Source organism: Streptomyces sp. NPDC107559 (assembly GCF_055657365.1).
Genome location: NZ_JBVKBD010000001.1, coordinates 1,019,483 through 1,039,247 on the forward strand (window position 1 = coordinate 1,019,483; position 19,765 = coordinate 1,039,247).

The 19,765-nt window shown below is 69.6% G+C and carries 13 protein-coding genes; 8 read left to right on the top strand and 5 right to left on the bottom strand.

Annotated features, from left to right (window positions below):
- Positions 1 to 319 precede the first annotated feature (319 nt).
- The 6 genes from ACZ7OY_RS04350 (at position 320) to ACZ7OY_RS04375 (ending at position 8,637) form a co-directional block, all read left to right on the top strand.
- A complete protein-coding gene (locus ACZ7OY_RS04350) occupies positions 320 to 1,594 on the top strand; it encodes an extracellular solute-binding protein (protein WP_471909958.1) in 1,275 nt (424 codons plus the stop codon).
- Positions 1,595 to 1,726: 132 nt separating this feature from the next.
- Entirely contained in the window at positions 1,727 to 2,731 is a 1,005-nt protein-coding gene (locus ACZ7OY_RS04355) for a carbohydrate ABC transporter permease (RefSeq protein ID WP_471909959.1), read from the top strand.
- A 13-nt stretch (positions 2,732 to 2,744) separates the two neighbouring features.
- Positions 2,745 to 3,656 (top strand): sugar ABC transporter permease, encoded by a 912-nt coding sequence (locus tag ACZ7OY_RS04360; RefSeq protein ID WP_471909960.1) that lies wholly within the window; start codon positions 2,745 to 2,747, stop codon positions 3,654 to 3,656.
- Between the two features lie 183 nt (positions 3,657 to 3,839).
- Complete coding sequence (locus ACZ7OY_RS04365; RefSeq protein ID WP_471909961.1) at positions 3,840 to 5,504, top strand: glycoside hydrolase family 13 protein; 1,665 nt, start codon at positions 3,840 to 3,842, stop codon at positions 5,502 to 5,504.
- 134 nt (positions 5,505 to 5,638) lie between these two features.
- Positions 5,639 to 7,015, top strand: a complete 1,377-nt coding sequence (locus ACZ7OY_RS04370; RefSeq protein ID WP_471909962.1) for an alpha-amylase — start codon at positions 5,639 to 5,641, stop codon at positions 7,013 to 7,015.
- Between the two features lie 170 nt (positions 7,016 to 7,185).
- Positions 7,186 to 8,637, top strand: a complete 1,452-nt coding sequence (locus ACZ7OY_RS04375) for a hypothetical protein (protein ID WP_471909963.1) — start codon at positions 7,186 to 7,188, stop codon at positions 8,635 to 8,637.
- Here ACZ7OY_RS04375 and ACZ7OY_RS04380 read toward each other — a convergent pair.
- Complete coding sequence (locus tag ACZ7OY_RS04380; protein ID WP_471909964.1) at positions 8,621 to 9,661, bottom strand: hypothetical protein; 1,041 nt, start codon at positions 9,659 to 9,661, stop codon at positions 8,621 to 8,623. The genes ACZ7OY_RS04375 and ACZ7OY_RS04380 overlap by 17 nt on opposite strands.
- 43 nt (positions 9,662 to 9,704) lie before the next feature.
- On the bottom strand, positions 9,705 to 10,124 hold the full coding sequence (locus ACZ7OY_RS04385; RefSeq protein ID WP_471909965.1) for a hypothetical protein: 420 nt from the start codon (positions 10,122 to 10,124) through the stop codon (positions 9,705 to 9,707).
- A gap of 198 nt (positions 10,125 to 10,322) precedes the next feature.
- Between ACZ7OY_RS04385 and pulA the strand changes: the two genes are divergently transcribed.
- Together pulA and ACZ7OY_RS04395 are read left to right on the top strand one after the other, a co-directional pair.
- Positions 10,323 to 15,731: a pullulanase-type alpha-1,6-glucosidase gene (gene pulA, locus ACZ7OY_RS04390; protein ID WP_471909966.1), complete on the top strand. Its 5,409-nt coding sequence runs from the start codon at positions 10,323 to 10,325 to the stop codon at positions 15,729 to 15,731.
- 167 nt (positions 15,732 to 15,898) lie between these two features.
- The gene (locus tag ACZ7OY_RS04395; protein ID WP_471909967.1) at positions 15,899 to 16,258 is read left to right on the top strand and encodes a 5-carboxymethyl-2-hydroxymuconate Delta-isomerase; all 360 of its coding nucleotides are present in this window, start codon (positions 15,899 to 15,901) and stop codon (positions 16,256 to 16,258) included.
- A gap of 15 nt (positions 16,259 to 16,273) precedes the next feature.
- Here the strand turns inward: ACZ7OY_RS04395 and ACZ7OY_RS04400 are convergent, their stop codons facing one another.
- From ACZ7OY_RS04400 to ACZ7OY_RS04410, 3 genes are all read right to left on the bottom strand, one after another.
- The gene (locus ACZ7OY_RS04400; RefSeq protein WP_471909968.1) at positions 16,274 to 17,026 is read right to left on the bottom strand and encodes a TetR/AcrR family transcriptional regulator; all 753 of its coding nucleotides are present in this window, start codon (positions 17,024 to 17,026) and stop codon (positions 16,274 to 16,276) included.
- Between the two features lie 118 nt (positions 17,027 to 17,144).
- Positions 17,145 to 19,058 carry a hypothetical protein gene (locus tag ACZ7OY_RS04405; protein ID WP_471909969.1) on the bottom strand — a complete coding sequence of 638 codons (1,914 nt, stop codon included), beginning with the start codon at positions 19,056 to 19,058 and terminating at the stop codon, positions 17,145 to 17,147.
- 180 nt (positions 19,059 to 19,238) lie between these two features.
- Positions 19,239 to 19,739 (bottom strand): tetratricopeptide repeat protein, encoded by a 501-nt coding sequence (locus ACZ7OY_RS04410; RefSeq protein WP_471909970.1) that lies wholly within the window; start codon positions 19,737 to 19,739, stop codon positions 19,239 to 19,241.
- Positions 19,740 to 19,765 lie beyond the last annotated feature (26 nt).

The following is a 19,765-nucleotide window of genomic DNA, read 5'->3' on the forward strand; positions in this document are numbered from 1 at the left end:
TTCTGGTCGGCGTCCTGTTCCCGCAACGGATAATCCCCGTGCCGGAAACGGATGGCAAGAGCTTGCAGAGTCTTGCACAACCGGGCCAGTTCCCGCTCAGCCCGGCAATACAGCGGTCTCGCGCCGGTCGAGGTGAGGTCACGGCGGCGTAACTTCCGTGACGTCTTGCGCTTTTTTTCTGCAAGGTCTTTCGCAACGCTTACATGGCTGTTACGTTCTCGTCGCCCGGCGGCCGCAACGGCGCAGTCGGCAAGTCGGCAGGGGCGGCGGACGGGACCGCCACCTGTCAGTACACGGGCTTAACCCTCAAGGAGAACTCATGCGGCGTGGCATAGCGGCCAGCGCGCTGGTGGCGTCCTTCGCCCTCGCGGCGACGGCCTGCGGCGGTGGCGACAGCAGTGGTGACAAGGCCAGCGGTCCGGTCACCATCACGTGGTGGGACACGTCCAACGCCACCAACGAGGCGCCGACGTACCAGGCCTTGGTCAAGGAGTTCGAGGCCGCCAACAAGAACATCAAGGTCAAGTACGTCAACGTGCCCTTCGACCAGGCGCAGAACAAGTTCGACACGGCCGCCGGTGCCTCCGGCGCCCCGGACATCCTGCGCTCCGAGGTCGGCTGGACCCCCGCCTTCGCCAAGAAGGGCTACTTCCTGCCGCTGGACGGCACCGAGGCCCTCAAGGACCAGGCCAAGTTCAAGTCCAACCTGGTCACGCAGGCCCAGTACGAGGGCAAGACCTACGGCGTGCCGCTGGTCACCGACACCCTCGCGCTGGTCTACAACAAGCAGCTCTTCACCAAGGCCGGCATCACCGAGGCGCCCAAGACCTGGGACGACCTGAAGAAGGACGCGGCCACCATCAAGGCCAAGACCGGTGTCGACGGCTACTGGGGCTCCACCCAGGCCTACTACGCCCAGAGCTTCCTCTACGGCGAGGGCACCGACACCGTCGACGCCGCCGCCAAGAAGATCACGGTGAACTCGGACGCCGCGAAGAAGGCGTACGGCACCTGGCTCGGCCTGTTCTCCGGCAAGGGCCTGCACAAGGCGGACACCACCGCCGACGCCTACGCCCACATCCAGGACGCGTTCGTCAACGGCAAGGTCGCCGCGATCGTCCAGGGCCCGTGGGAGATCACGAACTTCTACAAGGGTTCGGCGTTCTCCGACAAGTCCAACCTCGGCATCGCCACCGTCCCGGCCGGCTCCGCCGGCAAGGCGGGCGCCCCGACCGGTGGCCACAACCTCTCGGTCTACGCCGGTTCGGACAAGGCCCACCAGGACGCCGCGCTGAAGTTCGTGAACTTCATGACCTCGGCCAAGAGCCAGTCGACCATCGCGCTGAAGAACTCCACGCTGCCCACGCGTGACGACGCCTACACCGACCAGGTCAAGGCCGACCCGGGCATCGCCGGCTACGGCACGGTCCTCGCCGCCGCCCAGCCGCGCCCCGCGCTGCCCGAGTACAGCTCCCTGTGGGGTCCGCTGGACACCGAGCTGCCCAAGATCGCGGGTGGCAAGGAGTCTCTCGACCAGGGCCTGAGCGCCGCCGAGACCGCCATCGCCAAGCTGGTGCCGGACTTCAGCAAGTGATGCCCAGTGGCCGCCGGATCCCCCTGTGAACGCAGGGGAACGATCCGGCGGCCACCGGCCTGCACCGGCCGAGGCCGGTCCGCCCCGCCCAGCCGCTTCCCAGAGCCGTAGAACTTCCAGAAGGTGTCGAACATGACAGTCGCCATCGACCGCGCCACCGGCAAGCGCCACGGTGACCGCGCGCCACGGCCCGGGCTGGGCCAACGCCTCAGGCACGGATACCGCAAGCACTGGTACGCGTACGCGATGATCGCCCCCGTGGCCGTCGTGCTCGGCGTCCTCGTGCTCTACCCGCTGGTGTACGGCCTCTACCTCACCCTCACCGACGCCAACAGCCTCAACACGGCCCGCACGATCGGCGTCAACCACATCGACGCCACCTACAAGTTCATCGGGCTGGACAACTACAAGGACATCCTGTTCGGCCCGACGGCGTACGACCGCTTCTGGTCGCACTTCGTCTGGACGATCGTGTGGACCGCGCTGTGTGTGGCGCTGCACTACGGCGTCGGTCTCGGCCTCGCGCTGCTGCTGAACCAGAAGCTGCGCGGGCGCACCCTCTACCGGCTGGTGCTGGTCCTGCCGTGGGCCGTGCCCACCTTCGTCACCGTCTTCGGCTGGCGCTTCATGCTCGCCGACGGCGGCATCATCAACTCCGCCCTGGACGCCCTGCACCTGCCCTCGCCCCTGTGGCTGGAGGACACCTTCTGGCAGCGGTTCGCCGCGATCATGGTCAACACCTGGTGCGGTGTGCCGTTCATGATGGTCTCCCTGCTCGGCGGCCTCCAGTCCATCGACGCCTCCCTGTACGAGGCCGCGGAGATGGACGGCGCGAGCACCTGGCAGCGCTTCCGGTACGTCACCCTGCCGGGTCTGCGCTCGGTCAGCTCCACCGTCGTGCTGCTCGGCATCATCTGGACCTTCAACCAGTTCGCCGTGATCTTCCTGCTGTTCGGCAACACCGCCCCCGACGCCCAGATCCTCGTGACCTGGGCCTACTTCCTGGGCTTCGGACAGCAGCCGCGCGACTTCGCGCAGTCGGCGGCCTACGGCATCCTGCTGCTGGCCATCCTGATCGTTTTCACCTCGTTCTACCGTCGCTGGCTGAACCGCAACGAGCAGCAGCTCGCGATCTGAGGCAGGAGATCCCATGAGTACGACCACAGTCGAGACCTCCGCCCCGGTGACCGAGAACACGCCCGGCGCGGCCCCCCGCAAGAAGACCCGGCGCCGGGGCGAGACCAGCCTCGCCGGCTCCCTCGCCTCCCACGGCGTGCTGACCGTCGCGAGCCTGATCGCGCTCTTCCCGATCGGCTGGCTGGTCTATCTGTCCCTCGGCCCGGACAAGGACGACTACCTCCACCCCGGTGGCATCTGGGGCAAGATGACGTTCGACAACTACACGTTCGTCGTCGAGCACACCCAGTTCTTCGACTGGCTGAAGAGCTCGCTGATCGTCACGCTCGGCACCACGCTCATCGGTGTGCTGATCGCCGCCACCACCGGCTACGCGGTCTCCCGGATGCGCTTCCCCGGCTACAAGAAGTTCATGTGGGTGCTGCTGGTGACCCAGATGTTCCCGGTCGCCGTCCTGATGGTGCCGATGTACCAGATCCTCTCGGACCTGCAACTCATCGACAACTACTTCGGACTCGTCCTCGTCTACTGCACGACCGTCATCCCGTACAGCGCCTGGCTGCTCAAGGGGTACTTCGACACCATCCCCTTCGAGATCGACGAGGCCGGACGCGTCGACGGGCTCACCCCCTTCGGCACCTTCTTCCGGCTCATCCTGCCGCTGGCCAAGCCGGGACTCGCGGTGGCCGCCTTCTACAACTTCCTCACCGCCTTCAGCGAGGTCGCCTTCGCCTCGACGTTCATGCTGAGCGACGACAAGTACACCCTCGCCGTCGGCCTCCAGTCCTTCGTCAGCGAGCACGACGCCCAGCGCAACCTGATGGCCGCGACCGCCGTGCTGATCGCGATACCGGCCGCCGCGTTCTTCTACCTCGTGCAGAAGAACCTGGTGACCGGCCTCACCGCGGGCGGCACGAAGGGCTGACGCCCTCGACGCCCCCTCGGCTCCCGCGCGCCTGACCGCGCGGGTGGCGGCCGCGGTGCCCCATCCGACCCCGCAGGCACCGCGGCCGCCTCGTCACCCCCCACCAGCACCGACCCGTCGACCCGAACCTCCCCCGCACTCGGCTCCGCTTGAGCGGGGGACTCCGATCGCATCAAGGACGCCATGAGCCAGCACTCCGCCGACCCGGCCGAAAGCACCGCCGTCGCCACCGTCGCCCAGAGCCGCGACTGGTGGCGGGACGCGGTCATCTACCAGGTCTATCCGCGCAGCTTCGCCGACAGCAACGGCGACGGCATGGGGGACCTGGAGGGCGTACGCGCCAGACTTCCGTACCTGCGCGACCTCGGTGTCGACGCCGTCTGGCTCAGCCCCTTCTACGCCTCGCCGCAGGCCGACGCCGGCTACGACGTCGCCGACTACCGCGCGGTGGACCCCATGTTCGGCAACCTCCTGGACGCCGACGCGCTGATCCGCGACGCCCGTGCGCTCGGGCTAAGGATCATCGTCGACCTGGTCCCCAACCACTCCTCCGACCAGCACGAGTGGTTCAAGCGCGCGCTGGAGGAGGGCCCCGGCTCCCCGCTGCGCGAGCGCTACCACTTCCGCCCCGGCAAGGGTGAGAACGGCGAACTGCCGCCCAACGACTGGGAGTCCATCTTCGGCGGACCGGCCTGGACCCGGGTCGCGGACGGCGAGTGGTACCTGCACCTGTTCGCCTCCGAGCAGCCCGACTTCAACTGGGACCACCCGGCGGTGGGCGACGAGTTCCGCTCGATCCTGCGCTTCTGGCTGGACATGGGCGTCGACGGGTTCCGCATCGACGTCGCCCACGGCCTGGTCAAGGCGCCGGGTCTGCCCGACCTCGGCTCCCACGATCAGCTCAAGCTGCTGGGCAACGATGTCATGCCGTTCTTCGACCAGGACGGCGTGCACGCCATCTACCGGCAGTGGCGCACGGTCGTCGACGAGTACGCGGGCGAGCGCATCCTCGTCGCCGAGGCGTGGACCCCGACCGTCGAGCGCACCGCGAACTACGTCCGCCCCGACGAGCTGCACCAGGCCTTCAACTTCCAGTACCTGGGCACCGAGTGGGACGCGACCGAGCTGCGCAAGGTCGTCGACCGCACCCTGGAGGCCATGCGCCCGGTCGGCGCCCCCGCCACCTGGGTGCTGTCCAACCACGACGTCACCCGGCACGCCACCCGGTTCGCCAACCCGCCCGGCCTCGGCACCCAGATCCGCACGGCCGGCGACCGCGAGCTCGGTCTGCGCCGGGCCCGCGCGGCCACGATGCTGATGCTGGCACTGCCCGGCTCCGCCTACCTCTACCAGGGCGAGGAGCTCGGCCTGCCGGACGTCGTGGACCTGCCGGACGAGGTGCGCCAGGACCCGGCGTACTTCCGCGGCGCGGGCCAGGACGGCTTCCGCGACGGCTGCCGGGTGCCGATCCCGTGGACCCGCGAGGGCTCCTCGTACGGCTTCGGCAGCGGCGGCAGCTGGCTGCCGCAGCCCGACTCCTGGGGCGAGCTGAGCGTCGAGGCGCAGCAGGGCGTGCCCGGCTCCACCCTGGAGCTGTACCGCAGCGCGCTCGCCGTCCGGCGCGGCCGGGCCGACCTGGGTGAGGGCGACACGGTGGAATGGCTGCGTGCCCCCGAGGGCGCTCTCGCCTTCCGGCGCGGGAAGTTCGTGTGCGTCACCAACACCACGGGCGAGTCGGTGAACGTCCCGGCGTACGGACGTGTCCTGCTGGCCAGCGACGAGGTGACCGAAGCCGGCGGCGAGACGAAGGTGCCGACCGACACGACCGTCTGGTTCGCCACGGCCTGACGGCCGCACCGAAACTTCTTGCATCAACTTCACACGGCCCGCTGCCTTTTCAGGCAGCGGGCCTTTAACATCTTCGTCACCGCAAGTTTGCGGAAACTTTTCAGCAAGAACCTTCAGTGACGAAGGAACCCCACATGGCACGCAGAATCCTCTCGGGGGCGCTGGCCCTCGCAGCCACCACCCTTGTCATGACCCCGACCATGGCGCACGCCTCCCCGCCCGGCACCAAGGACGTCACCGCCGTCCTCTTCGAGTGGAAGTTCGCCTCGGTCGCCAAGGAGTGCACCAACACCCTCGGCCCCGCGGGCTACGGGTACGTCCAGGTCTCGCCGCCCGCCGAGCACATACAGGGCTCGCAGTGGTGGACCTCGTACCAGCCGGTGTCGTACAGGATCGCCGGCCGGCTCGGCGACCGCACCGCGTTCCAGAACATGGTCAACACCTGCCACGCGGCAGGGGTGAAGGTGGTCGTCGACAGCGTCGTGAACCACATGTCGGCGGGCACCGGCAGCACCGGCACCGGCGGCTCGTCGTACACGAAGTACAACTACCCCGGCCTGTACTCCTCCTACGACTTCGACGACTGCACCTCCCAGGTCAGCAACTACAGCGACCGCTGGAACGTGCAGCACTGCGAACTGGTGGGTCTGGCCGACCTCGACACCGGTGAGGAGTACGTCCGCAAGACCATCGCGGGCTATCTGAACGACCTGCTCACCCTGGGCGTGGACGGCTTCCGCATCGACGCGGCCAAGCACATCGACACCGCCGACCTCGCCAACATCAAGTCCCGGCTGACCAACCCCTCGGTGTACTGGAAGCAGGAGGTCATCTACGGCTCGGGCGAGGCGGTCCAGCCCACCGAGTACACCGGCAACGGCGACGTCCAGGAGTTCCGCTACGCCTACGACCTCAAGCGGGTCTTCAACAACGAGAACCTGGCCTACCTGAAGAACTACGGCGAGGGTTGGGGCTACATGAGCAGCTCGGTGGCCGGGGTCTTCGTCGACAACCACGACACCGAGCGCAACGGCTCGACGCTCAACTACAAGGACGGCGCGAACTACACCCTCGCCAACGTCTTCATGCTCGCCTACCCCTACGGCGCCCCGGACATCAACTCCGGTTACGAGTGGTCGGACGTGGACGCCGGCCCGCCCAACGGCGGCACGGTCAACGCCTGCTGGCAGGACGGCTGGAAGTGCCAGCACGCCTGGCCCGAGATCAAGTCGATGGTCGCCTTCCGCAACGCGACCCGGGGGCAGGCCGTCTCCAACTGGTGGGACGACGGAAACGACGCGATCGCCTTCGGCCGCGGCACCAAGGGCTTCGTGGCCATCAACCACGAGACCTCGTCCCTCACCCGGACCTACCAGACGTCGCTGGCGGCGGGCACGTACTGCAACGTGCAGAACAACACGACGGTGGCGGTGAACTCCAGCGGGCAGTTCACGGCGACGCTGGGGTCCAACACGGCTCTGGCGATCTACGCGGGCAAGTCGGGCTGCTGACCATACCGACGCCCGGGCCCGCCTCGTCCCGCCCGCGCTCGGCCGAGCCCGAGGCGGCTGCCTCTCTCCCCGGCGACCTCGGGGAGAGAGGCAGTGCGGGATGCCGTGGGCAGGGGCCAACCGGAGCAATTCCGTGTGCGCGGTTGCGGCACCGGTTCGAGGCTGGCTTCATGAGCATCCGTCCGTGGGTCGTCGTCGAGGCACCGGACGGTCGTGGTCTGCGCCGGGTCACCGTCGACGGGGAGACCGCAGGCACCAGCTGGTCGCTGCGTGAGCTGCGAAAGATGCTGGATCGCCTCGGTCACCCGGACGTGGACGTGGAGGATCCGGCGTCCGTGTGCTGGCGCGGCGGGGACAGCCGTACCTGGCCCGCCCGGGCCTGGCGAAGGCGCACGACGAGCGTCCTGATGATGCTCGGACTGCTCGCATCCGCGGTCCTCAGCGGACTGGTCGGACTGCCGGACGCCGCCGGCGCCCTGACTTTCGCGCAACGAATAACCGGGGCCCTGTTCGTCCTGTCCGGTCTGGCGCAGGTCGCGGCAGCGATCTCGGTACTCGACTACTGGGGAAGACGGCAGTCCAGATTCTCCGGTGCGATCGTCCTGCTGGGTGTGCTCATATCGTTCGCCACCGACAGCCTTCTCCTCCTGATGTGGCTCGAAGAGCGGGAGTACACGCCCTACATGCTGGCGTTCATGCCGCTCTGGTGCTGGTCGCTGTGGGCGCTCTTCCTGCTGCTCCGGGAGAAATCGTGGCGGGGAGTCCCGCAACCCAGGAGATTCGCGGCCGGCGTATTCGTATCGGCCCTCCTGACGACTCTCAGCCTGGCGTACTCGACCATGTACAAACCAGCAGTGGCCCCCATGCGTTTCGCGCTGAGGGCGGATTTCGGAACAGCGCGTGCGGACCGCGAGCGCCCCTTCATCCAGGTCCCGCTGGAACTCTCCGTCAAGAACACCGGGGAGGTCTCCGTGTACATCATCATCAATGACTTCACGGTGTACGGCAGAACCGCCAAGTATTCCGAGCAGGGCGAGTCGGTCAAGAAGCAATGGAAGGAGAGCGTCGACAAGGGTCGCGAGGAGGATTCGGAACAGCACGTCGATCGACTCGAATACACGAAAATCAGCAGCGGGCGCTTCTATGAGCCCGGCATCCTCCTCGGGAGTGGGCGGGAGGACACTCGCAAGCACGTGTTCGAGATTCCCAGGGACGCCCGGTACGACCTGCTTCACGTCGACCTGCAGATCACATACATGAGGCAGGACCGAGGGCGGATCGACCTGGAGCATTTCCAAGTGCCGCACCCGTCATGGGCCAAGGGGAGCCCTTACTACTGTCATCCGTCGGTGTGCAAGGAAGTGCTCAGATATCACGGCCGGGTCCGCCACAACAACAACCTGGTCGATGTGACGCGCAGGCCGGCCTATGTGACAGCGGAGTGGTCGCCGATCGGTCGCCCCCGATACTCCATTTCTTCGTCCTATGATTTCACAGGTGGAACGGGTGCGCGTGATCCGGCCGAACAGGACAGGGAAATTGACAGATTCGGCGTTTCCACGGTTTACGCCTCTTCGGAGGTTTCCATGGCGGAGCTGCTGAGGTCTATTCCTTCTCCTTAGCCTTGTCTTTGGCCATCTTGGCCCACGAACCTGATTCGACCTCGAATTTCTGGTCGAGCTGCAGGGCGGCCCGCAGGCAATGGAGCCCTGGAGTGCCGAGGTTGAAGAGCTGGCTTGCCGGTAGGGAATCGGCGAGCTTGGGGATGAGGCGTCTGATTTTCAGCAGAGCCTTGGTGACCACCTCATTTTCCAGCTGGACGTTTACATCCAGAGACTCGTTCCCCGCCTCGTCCGACTTCCAGAAGTCGTTGACGCCTTCGGTTTCCCAGTCCTCGGGTAGCACGCTCGCCAGATCGCTGTTCAGGGTGTCGTCCGGGACGTAATCGAAGACGGCATCGGTGCAGACGTCGGCCGCCTTCGGGAGGGGCACGTCCGGCAGGTCCTGAGCGAAGACCGCCTCCTCCTGCTTCTTCTTCATCTCGTCGATCCGCTTGTTCGAGTCATCCCCGTTCCCCTCGGAGGAACCGGCCTCGCTCGTGGTCGCCGCGAGCTCCTTCCGGTCCTTGTCATGCGTGTTCGGGTCGCTGATGATGCCCAAGGAAACGGCCATCGCCATCGCGAGCGGCGTCGCGCCCTGGCTGCCGGCCTGCACGGTGGAGTTCGTCTTGTCCGTCGCCACGATCAGCAGTTGTTGCAGCCCGTGTGGCGTCCCGCGGTCGCCGATCATGTGCAGGACGGGTGCCGACTTCTCCGCGACGAAGGTGTACGCGTGCCGCTGCTCGGGCGATGTTCCCGCGTGGGTCGACGCGTCCAGGGTGGTGGTCACCCGCTTCACGAGGCCGGTCAGCTGTCTCCGTAGCGCGGGAGGTGTCTTGGGATCGCCGATCACGTCCAGTGTGGAACTCAGCTCCCGTGCGGTCCTGATGACGCTGTCACGCTCCTGTGGGGAGGTGCCCGGGTCCTTCACCGTCTGCAGGGTGGCGGTCAGTTGCTCCACGCTCGGGACCAGATCCTCCGGAGCCTTCTCCTTCTGCCGATCCAGGTCTCCCGTCACTTCGTCGACGGCTTCCTTCTGTTGCGTCACGGCCCCGGACGCCGATGTACCGCTTTCGCTGGGACCGGGCGGTTCAGCGCTGCCCGACGTCTCGCTCGGTCGCGGCGTACCGCTCGGACTCGTGGTCCCGCCCGTCGTGGAAGGAGAAGGTGTTGTCGCCGAGGGCGGAGTACTCGGTGCCGACGAAGGAGGCGGGGTCGGCGGAGCGCTCGGCGTCGGCGGGGGAGGAGGGGTCGGCTGACGGTGCACGTCCGCCCCGGCCTCGCTGCGGACCGGGGGTGTCGGAAGGGCGGTCACGGGAGCCGCGGGCAGCGCGAGCGCTGCGGCCAAGGAAGATGCGCTGGCCATGCGGAAGACGTGTCGCCGTGTGGTTCTGGCCATCGTGGATCCAGACGGGCTGTGCGTCACACTGCTTTGTCCGGTGCGGACGGAACTCCGCGAGGGCGGCCCCAGGGGTCGGTTCCGCGCCGATGTCGGGCGCAAGAGCCGCCACACCAACCACTCTTCACCCGTTCGACGCGTCACGCAACGGGAACCGGGCGGAGTGGTTGAAAGTTCTTGCCATCGGTTTCAAGCCTCTTGCTGTAAACCTTTCGTTAGCGATACGGTCGCGCGGGCGCCCGGCATCGAAGCCGAGCCGCGGTGTTGGGGTCGGACCCAAAAGAGCCGTAATCGCAAGGAGTTCACGCCTGTGATACCGAGTTGGCCGGCGCCCGGGACGCGCCGAATCCGCAGAGCCAGACGGGTCGCGGCTGTCGCCGCCGTGACCCTCGCCGCAGCGCTGGTGCAGCCCCTGGCCGCGCACGCGGCCGCCCCGCCCGCACCCCCCTCGGACGCCAGGCTCGCCGCCGAGCCCGCCCGGCACGACGACACCCGGGAGCAGTTCTACTTCGTCATGCCGGACCGGTTCGCCAACGGGGACCGCTCCAACGACAAGGGCGGACTGACCGGTTCACGCCTGAGCACCGGATACGACCCCACCGACAAGGGCTTCTACCAGGGCGGTGACCTCAAGGGCCTGACCGACCGGCTCGACTACATCAAGAACCTGGGCACCACGGCCATCTGGATGGCCCCCATTTTCAAGAACCGGCCCGTGCAGGGGACCGGCGCCGACGCCTCGGCCGGCTACCACGGCTACTGGATCACCGACTTCACCCAGGTCGACCCGCACTTCGGGACCAACAAGGACCTCGCCGCCCTCATCGCCAAGGCGCACGCCAAGGGCATGAAGGTCTTCTTCGACGTCATCACCAACCACACCGCCGACGTCGTCGACTACCAGGAGAAGTCCTACGACTACCTGTCCAAGGGCGCCTTCCCCTACCTGACGAAGGACGGACAGCCCTTCGACGACGCCGACTACGCGGCCGGCGGACGCAAGTTCCCGGCCGTCGGCACCGGTTCCTTCCCACGCACGCCGACCGTCGCCGCCGCGAACAAGAACGCCAAGGTCCCGTCCTGGCTCAACGACCCGACGATGTACCACAACCGGGGCGACTCGACCTACGCCGGCGAGAACACCACCTACGGCGACTTCTCCGGCCTGGACGACCTGTGGACCGAGCGTCCCGAGGTCGTCAGCGGGATGGAGAAGATCTACCAGCGCTGGGTGCGCGACTTCGGCGTCGACGGCTTCCGCATCGACACCGTCAAGCACGTGGACATGGAGTTCTGGACGCAGTGGGCGACCGCGATGGACGCGTACGCCGCCGCGCACGGCCGTAAGAACTTCTTCATGTTCGGCGAGGTCTACTCCGCTGACACCTCGATCACCTCGCCCTACGTCACCCAGGGCCGGCTCGACGCCACCCTCGACTTCCCCTTCCAGGACGCGGCCCGCCAGTACGCCTCCCAGGGCGGCAGTGCGCAGAAGCTGGCCGCCGTCTTCGGCGACGACTACAAGTACACGACCGACAAGGCCAACGCCTACGAGCAGGTCACCTTCCTCGGCAACCACGACATGGGCCGCATCGGGTACTTCCTGAACCAGGACAACCCGAAGGCCACCGACGCCGAACTGCTCAAGAAGGACGAGCTCGCCAACGAGCTGATGTTCCTCAGCCGCGGCAACCCCGTCGTCTACTACGGCGACGAGCAGGGCTTCACCGGCTCCGGCGGCGACAAGGACGCCCGCCAGACGATGTTCGCCTCCAAGGTCGCCGACTACCTCGACGACGACGAGATCGGCACCGCCCGCACCCACGCGAGCGACGCCTACGACACGAGCGCGCCGCTCTACAAGGAGATCAGCGCTCTCTCGAAGCTGCGCAAGGACAACCCGGCGCTCACCGACGGCGTCCAGACCCAGCGGTACGCGGCCGACGGCCCCGGCGTCTACGCCTTCACCCGCACCGACGCGAAGACCGGCGCCGAGTACGTCGTCGCCTTCAACAACGCCGGCACGGCGCAGAGCGCCACGTTCGCCACCGGCTCGGCCCGCATGGCCTACCGGGGCGTGTACGGCACCGGCGCCGTCGTCGCCTCGGACGCCGACCGCAAGGTCACCGTCACCGTCCCCGCCGGATCCGCCGTCGTCCTCAAGGCGGCCGGACACCTCGCCAAGCCGGCCACCAAGCCGACGATCACCCTCAAGGCCCCGGACGCCGGCGCCACCGGGACCGTCGAGCTCGCCGCCGACGTCGACGGCGGTCAGCTGAACCGGGTCGTCTTCGCCGCCCAGACCGGCAACGGCAAGTGGGTCACGCTCGGCTCCGCCGACCACGCCCCGTACAAGGTCACCCAGACCATCGGCAAGGACGTACCGGCCGGCACCGCGCTGCGCTACAAGGCGGTCGTGATCGACTCCGCCGGGCGGACCGCGAGCGCCACCGCGAGCTCCAGCACGGGCACCGCGCCCGCCCCGGAGATCCCCACCGCGTCCTCCCGCGACTACGCGGTGGTCCACTACAAGCGCACGGACGGCGACTACACGGACTGGGGCCTGTACGCCTGGGGCGACCTCGCCGACGGCGAGGCCACCGACTGGCCGGCCAGCCACCCCTTCACCGGCCGCGACGCCTACGGCGCCTTCGCCTACGTCAAGCTCAAGCCCGGCGCCTCGAACGTCGGCTTCCTGGTCATCGACAAGGACGGCAACAAGGACGTCGCGTCCGACCGGAGCATCGACGTCACCAGGACGGGCGAGGTCTGGATCGAGCAGGGGAAGCCGGACGTACTGACCGCGAACCCCGCCGCCCCGGCGCAGGACAGGACCAAGGCGGTCATCCACTACCACCGCGCCGACGGCGACTACGACGGCTGGGGCCTGCACGTCTGGACGGGCGCCGCGAACCCCACCGACTGGCCGAGCCCCCTGAAGCCGGTGAAGACTGACGCCTATGGCGCGGTCTTCGAGGTACCGCTCACCGACGGTGCCACCAGCCTCAGCTACATCATCCACAACGGCGACAACAAGGACCTGCCCGCCGACCAGTCCCTGGACCTCAAGGCCGACGGCTACGAGGTGTGGCTGTTGAACGGCCAGGAGAAGTACCTGCTGCCGCAGCCCGCAGGCTCCGCGGCCGCCCTCGACCCGACCACCTCCAAGGCGGTCTGGATCGACCGGGACACCCTCGCCTGGAACGGCTCCGACGCGGCCGCCTCCACCCAGCTGCGCTACTCCCACGACGGCTCGATCACCGTCAAGGACGGCGCCCTCACCAGCGACGACGAGCGCTGGCTGCGACTGACGAAGACCACCCTCACCGACGCCCAGAAGGCGAAGTTCCCGCACCTGAAGGACTACACCGCCTGGACCGTCGACCCGCGCGACCGCGCCCGGGTGCGCGAGGCGCTGAGCGGCCAGCTCGTGGCCTCCCAGCTGGCCGCCAACGGCGCGGTGCTGTCCGCGACCGGCGTGCAGATCGCGGGCGTGCTCGACGACCTGTACGACGCGACCAGGGCGAACCTGGGCCCGGTCTTCCGTGACGGGAAGCCGACCCTGTCCGTCTGGGCGCCCACGGCACAGAACGTCTCCCTGGAGCTGGCCGGCGCGACGGTGCCCATGCGCCGCGACGCGGCGACCGGCGTCTGGTCCGTCACCGGCCCCGCATCCTGGAAGGGCAAGCCCTACCGGTACGTGGTGAAGGTCTGGGCCCCCAGCGTCCGCAAGATCGTGACGAACAAGGTCACCGACCCGTACTCGGTCGCGCTGAGCGCGAACTCCGAGCGCAGCCTGGTCGTCGACCTGAACGACAAGGCCCTCGCCCCCGGCGGCTGGTCGACCCTGGCCAAGCCCAAGGCCGTACCGCTGAAGGACGCGCAGATCCAGGAGCTGCACATCCGGGACTTCTCCGTCGCCGATGCGACCGTCCCGGCCAAGGACCAGGGCACCTACCTGGCCTTCACCGACAAGAACAGCGACGGCTCGAAGCACCTGCGCGAGCTGGCGCAGGCCGGCACCTCGTACGTGCATCTGCTGCCCGCCTTCGACATCGCCACCATCCCCGAGAAGAAGGCCGACCAGGCCACCCCCGACTGCGACCTCGCCGCCTACCCGGCCGACTCCGAGCAGCAGCAGGAGTGCGTGGCGAAGACCGCCGCGAAGGACGCCTACAACTGGGGCTACGACCCGTACCACTACACGGTCCCCGAGGGCTCGTACGCCACCGACCCGGACGGCACCGCCCGCACGGTCCAGTTCCGCAGCATGGTCAAGGCGATCAACGACGACGGCCTGCGGGTCGTGATGGACGTCGTCTACAACCACACCGCGGCCAGCGGCCAGGCCGACACCTCCGTGCTCGACCAGGTCGTGCCCGGCTACTACCAGCGGCTCCTGGCCGACGGCTCGGTGGCCAACAGCACCTGCTGCTCCAACACCGCGCCCGAGAACGCCATGATGGGCAAGCTGGTCGTCGACTCCATCGTCACCTGGGCCAAGGAGTACAAGGTCGACGGCTTCCGCTTCGACCTGATGGGCCACCACCCCAAGGCCAACATCCTCGCCGTGCGCAAGGCGCTGGACGCGCTGACCCTCGCGAAGGACGGCGTCGACGGCAAGAAGATCATCCTCTACGGCGAGGGCTGGAACTTCGGCGAGGTCGCCAACGACGCCCGGTTCGTGCAGGCCACCCAGCAGAACATGGCCGGCACCGGCATCGCGACCTTCTCCGACCGGGCCCGCGACGCGGTGCGCGGCGGCGGTCCGTTCGACTCCGACCCCGGCATCCAGGGCTTCGCGTCCGGTCTCTACACCGACCCGAACTCCTCCACCGCCAACGGGACCGAGGCCGAGCAGAAGGCCCGCCTCCTGCACTACCAGGACCTGATCAAGGTCGGCCTGACCGGCAACCTCGCCAAGTACCGCTTCACCGACACCGACGGCCACGACGTCACCGGCGCCGAGGTCGACTACAACGGCGCGCCCGCCGGCTACGCGGACGCCCCCGGCGACGCCCTCGCCTACACGGACGCCCACGACAACGAGTCGCTGTTCGACGCCCTGACCTACAAGCTGCCCCAGGGCACCTCGGCGTCCGACCGGGCCCGGATGCAGGTCCTCGCCATGGCCACGGCCGCCCTCTCCCAGGGGCCGTCCCTGTCCCAGGCGGGCTCGGACCTGCTGCGCTCCAAGTCGCTGGACCGCAACTCCTTCGACAGCGGCGACTGGTTCAACGCCATCCACTGGAACTGCGCCGACGGCAACGGCTTCGGGCGCGGGCTGCCGCCGGCGGCCGACAACGCCTCCAAGTGGCCCTACGCCAAGCCGCTGTTGAGCTCCGTCAGCGTGGGCTGCCCGCAGATCACCGGAGCCTCGGCCGCGTACCGGGACCTGCTGCGGATCCGTACCACCGAGCCGGCGTTCTCCCTCGGCAGCACCGCGCGGGTGCAGGCGGACCTGTCCTTCCCGCTGTCCGGGAAGAGCGAGACGCCCGGTGTGATCACCATGAAGCTGGGTGACCTGGTCGTCGTGTTCAACGCGACCCCGACCGCCCAGCGGCAGACCGTCGACGCGCTCGCCGGGACGGGCTACCGCCTGCACCCGGCGCAGGCGTCGGGCGCGGACGTCACGGTCAAGGCCGCGGCCTACGACCGGGATTCCGGCACCTTCGCCGTGCCCGGGCGCACGGTCGCGGTGTTCTCCCGGACCGCCTGACGGCTGTCCGGAGCTCCAACGGCTCCAAGAGAGGGGCGGGTCCGTCACGGGCCCGCCCCTCGCGCTGTCAGGGGCAGCGGCTGGAGGCGGGCGGGGCGTGCGGTTAGGGTCGTTCCGGCGCCCCGGAACAGCCGCCCGGAACAGTCGCCCCAGAACAGGAGTGCTCCATGCCGCAGATCACCGTCGACTACTCGGACCGGCTCGCGGACGACTTCGACCGGCCCGGATTCGCACGGGCCCTGCACACCGCCACCGTCGAGATCGCCGCCGCGAAGCCGCCGGCCTGCAAGACGCGCTTCCGCCGGACCGCGGACGACGTGGTCGGCCCGGAGGCCGAGGGGCATGCCGTCGTGCACGTCCACATCGCCCTGCTGGCCGGCCGCACCGAGGAGACCAAGGCCCGGCTCACCGAGACCGCGCTCGAACTGCTGCGTCAGTACGTGAAGCCCGCCGCGGGCCTGGCCCTGCACGCCTCCGCCGAGGTGCGCGACCTCGACCCGTCCTACCGCAAGTTCGAGGACAGCTGATCCGGCACCGGGGGCTCAGGCCCCCGGGCCGGGTTCGGGCTCGCGCTCGGGTTCGGCGGCCAGGGCGATCAGCCGGGTCGCCAGGTCGCTGAACGGGCCGTCGGCCGGCTCGTTCTCCAGCATCGGCCGCAGCAGCCTGCGCATCCCGTCGTCGAACGCGGCGCTCACGGCGGTGAGCGCCGCGAAGTCGTGCACCAGCTGGATCTCCAGCTCCGCCCGCGGGATGCGCCGGCCGTCCAGCCAGATCAGCGCGGTCGACTCGGCGAGCGAGATCCAGGAGCGGATCACCAGCTCCAGCCGCGCGGGCGGGTCCGTGACCCCCAGATGCGCCAGGATCTGCTCGTACGCGGCCTGCCGTACGGAGTCGATGAGGGCGTTGGTGGCCGAGACATGGCTCATCGGACGGGACTCGCCCGCGGGGACCGCCGGGCCGCCGCGCATCAGGGCCGAGAAGCCCGGCCCGTGCTCGTCCACGAAGTCGAAGTACCGGCGCATCACCCGCAGCAGCCGCGCCCCGAGCGGACCCTCGTGCGGTTCGGCGAACCGGGCCGACAGGTCCTCCGCGGCACGCTTCAACGCCGCTTCGTAGAGGCTGAGTTTGCCGGGAAAGTAGTGGTAGACCAGCGGCCGCGAGATGCCTGCGGCCGCCGCTATCTCGTCGATCGAGACCTCGTCGGGCGAGCGGCGGCTGAACAGGTCGAGGGCGACACCGATCAGCTGCTGCCGTCGCTCGTCGACTCCCATTCTGCGGCGAACCCCGGTAGTCATACGGACACTTTACCGACAGCGACCGGACCCGAACGGACCGGTCCTGCCGCGGATGTTCACCATTCCCACACCGGTCGCCCACTTCCCGCCCGTGTCGGCGTGGGCGAGGGCCTCCTCCTCACCTCAGCCCGCTGACCGGCCTTCCGTCCTTCAGGGTTCCCTCCAGTCCGGCCTGCGCGCCGTCCGTCGTGCGCGCCGCCAGCAGGCTGCCCCGGGTGCTCGCGTGGACCCCGCCCGTCGTACGGATCGACGCGGTGTCCCGGCTGCCCGCGGCCAGCAGGTACCAGGAGCCGGTCTGCGACTTCCACAGCACGCCCGCCAGCACGTGCGGATCGCGGGCGCCGCACGCCGGCACGTCCTGTGCCCGCGCCGCGATCGCGCCGTACGTCCCGCCCGGGGTGTGGAACTGGGCCAGCACCCGGGGCCCGTCGCCCCGCCAGGTCTCGGCCCTGGTGCACACCCAGGCGGCCGTGCCGCTCGCGTCCGGCAGCGACTGCTCGGCGTACTGCCAGGCGTTCACCGACCGCACGCCCGACGCCCGGGCGTCGGCCAGCGAGCACGCGAACGGCGCCCAGGCGCTCAGCGACTTCGCCCCGGTCGCCTCGTGCGGCGCGGTCGGCTTCCCGGTGGTCAGCCGGGCCGGCACCAGTTCGCCGAGGTCCGTCAGCAGGCTGGTGCCCTCGACGCCGGTCAGCTGGAGCACGTTCCACGAGGTGCAGCTGTCGGTCTGGGCGGCCGGGCTGGCCAGCGGCGCGGTGATCCCGCCGGTCAGGCCGAGGTCCATCGCGCCGGCCGAGGGCTTCGTCAGGTCCCGCTCGGCCGCCTTCGTCACCCACGGCGCGGTCAGATAACGCACGTTGCCGTCGGACCGGCCGAGGACCACCGCGCCCGCCTCGACGGCCGTCGCGCCGTCGACCCGCGCGAAGTCGAGGGCGGCGCCCTGCGTGCCGTCCTTCGGTTCGGCGTAACGGGCGATGCGCAGACCGTCGTACAGGATCACCACGCGCGCGTTGTCGACCGGGCCCGCGTACAGCAGCTGGGGCGGTCCGGCCGGGCCGCCCGTGAGGGTGCCGGGGGTACCGGAGACCCGGACGTTCTCGCCGGGCCGCGCCCAGACGGCGAGGGCGCGGCGCAGCAGAGCGCTGTCGCCGGCCAGGGCGCCACGGGCGGGCCACACGGAGAAGTCGGTGCGGCTGGACGACTTCCACGCGGCCGGCGCGACCCGGAGCAGCCTGCCGGGGTCCAGGGCCGCCTCGGCCGCGGGATTGCGCGCGTACGGCGGGGCGGCGGCACCGTCGGGGCCCCAGCCGCCGCCCGGCAGGGCCACCAGCGCGCCGCACACCGCGAGCGCGGCGGCCGCGGCCAGCACGGCCCGGGAGTGCCGGCGGCGGCGCATCAGATCGGTCGGCCGGGCCTGGAGCGCGCAGGGGTCGAACGCGGGCGACTCGAACAGCGCGTACTGCGCGGGGACGGTGTCGGCCTCGCGCAGCGCGGCGTCCGGGTCGGCCACCCCCGCCGACCTCAGCACCCTGAGCACGGCGCCGTCCTGGAGCCGCTCCAGACCGCGCAGCACATGGGCGGCGCGGGCCGGTCCGGACAGCGCCGCCAGCCGCTGGTCCAGGGCGAGCTCCTCGGCGCCGCCCGACCGCGGGAACAGGCGCAGTCCCCACACCTGGGGCAGCAGCGGCGGCAGCTGGGAGCGCCTGGGCCAGGCCGCGCGGCGCAGCGGTAGTCCCGCCTTCAGCGCCGTACGCACGACCTGGCGGCGGACGAAGGCGTAACCCGGGTCGCCGTCCCGGCCCTTCGACTGGGCCGGGACGGCGGGCCCGGACGCGCGCCTGCCGGGCAGCGCACGCTGGACGAGGGCGTGCGCGGTCAGGACCCGCCGGCCGCGGCCCAGGCCGGGCGGCAGCACCAGATAGGCGAGCCGGACGAGTCGCGGATAGTGCTCGACGAGCGCGGCCTCGGCCTGCTCGACGTCGACGTCGGTGGCGGACGATGGGGGGCGCGGGGCGACATGCTGTGACTGCACGTTCAGCAGAACGAGCGAATCGATGGTTGGTCACCGCTTCGGCGGCCCGCCGTGGCCGCCGCGCCCGTCGTGCCGGCCGTGCGCGCCGTGCGCGCCGTGCCTGCCGTGCCCGCAGTGCCCGCCGTGCTCGCCGTGTCTGCCGTGCGCGCGGTGCCTGCCGTGCGTCGCGCGGCCCGTGCGTCAGGCCCGCGGTTCGACCAGTGCCCGTGCGTAGTTGCCCATCGACCGCTGGTAGCGCGGCAGATGCGGGGCCAGGGCGCCCAGGACGAGGGAGAGGCCCTCGCGGTCCCGGCCGAGGCTGGACAGGCACAGCGCCAGACACGCGCGTACGGCGTCATCCAACTCGTCCGACGGGCCTTCCAGTTCGGGGGTGAGCAGTGCGACGCCCTCCTCGGCCCGGCCGATGTTGCGCAGGGAGCTCGCCAGCTGGATGCGGGCCCGGCGGCCCCGGTAGCCGTCGAGGCCGAGCGCCAGCGCCTCCCGGTACAGGGGGACGGCCCGGTCCGAGTGTCCCGTGGAGTCCCAGGCGCAGGCCCGTTCGAACGGGCCCAGCGGGCTGCCCTCGGGCAGTTCGGCGACGAGCGCGTCGATCAGGGCCCGGAAGTCGGCCGCGTCCTGCTCGGCGTAGTCGTCGAAGCGGGCCCATGCCGCGCTCACCCGGTCGTTCCAGTCGTGGTTCATCCGCCCACCTTCGCACGTACGCGCGA

Bases quoted from the DNA above. Each gene is read 5' to 3' on its own strand.
- ACZ7OY_RS04350 (WP_471909958.1), top strand. From the start codon at position 320: ATGCGGCGTGGCATAGCGGCCAGCGCGCTGGTGGCGTCCTTCGCCCTC.
- ACZ7OY_RS04355 (WP_471909959.1), top strand. From the start codon at position 1,727: ATGACAGTCGCCATCGACCGCGCCACCGGCAAGCGCCACGGTGACCGC.
- ACZ7OY_RS04360 (WP_471909960.1), top strand. From the start codon at position 2,745: ATGAGTACGACCACAGTCGAGACCTCCGCCCCGGTGACCGAGAACACG.
- ACZ7OY_RS04365 (WP_471909961.1), top strand. From the start codon at position 3,840: ATGAGCCAGCACTCCGCCGACCCGGCCGAAAGCACCGCCGTCGCCACC.
- ACZ7OY_RS04370 (WP_471909962.1), top strand. From the start codon at position 5,639: ATGGCACGCAGAATCCTCTCGGGGGCGCTGGCCCTCGCAGCCACCACC.
- ACZ7OY_RS04375 (WP_471909963.1), top strand. From the start codon at position 7,186: ATGAGCATCCGTCCGTGGGTCGTCGTCGAGGCACCGGACGGTCGTGGT.
- ACZ7OY_RS04395 (WP_471909967.1), top strand. From the start codon at position 15,899: ATGCCGCAGATCACCGTCGACTACTCGGACCGGCTCGCGGACGACTTC.
- ACZ7OY_RS04400 (WP_471909968.1), bottom strand. From the start codon at position 17,026: ATGACTACCGGGGTTCGCCGCAGAATGGGAGTCGACGAGCGACGGCAG.
- ACZ7OY_RS04410 (WP_471909970.1), bottom strand. From the start codon at position 19,739: ATGAACCACGACTGGAACGACCGGGTGAGCGCGGCATGGGCCCGCTTC.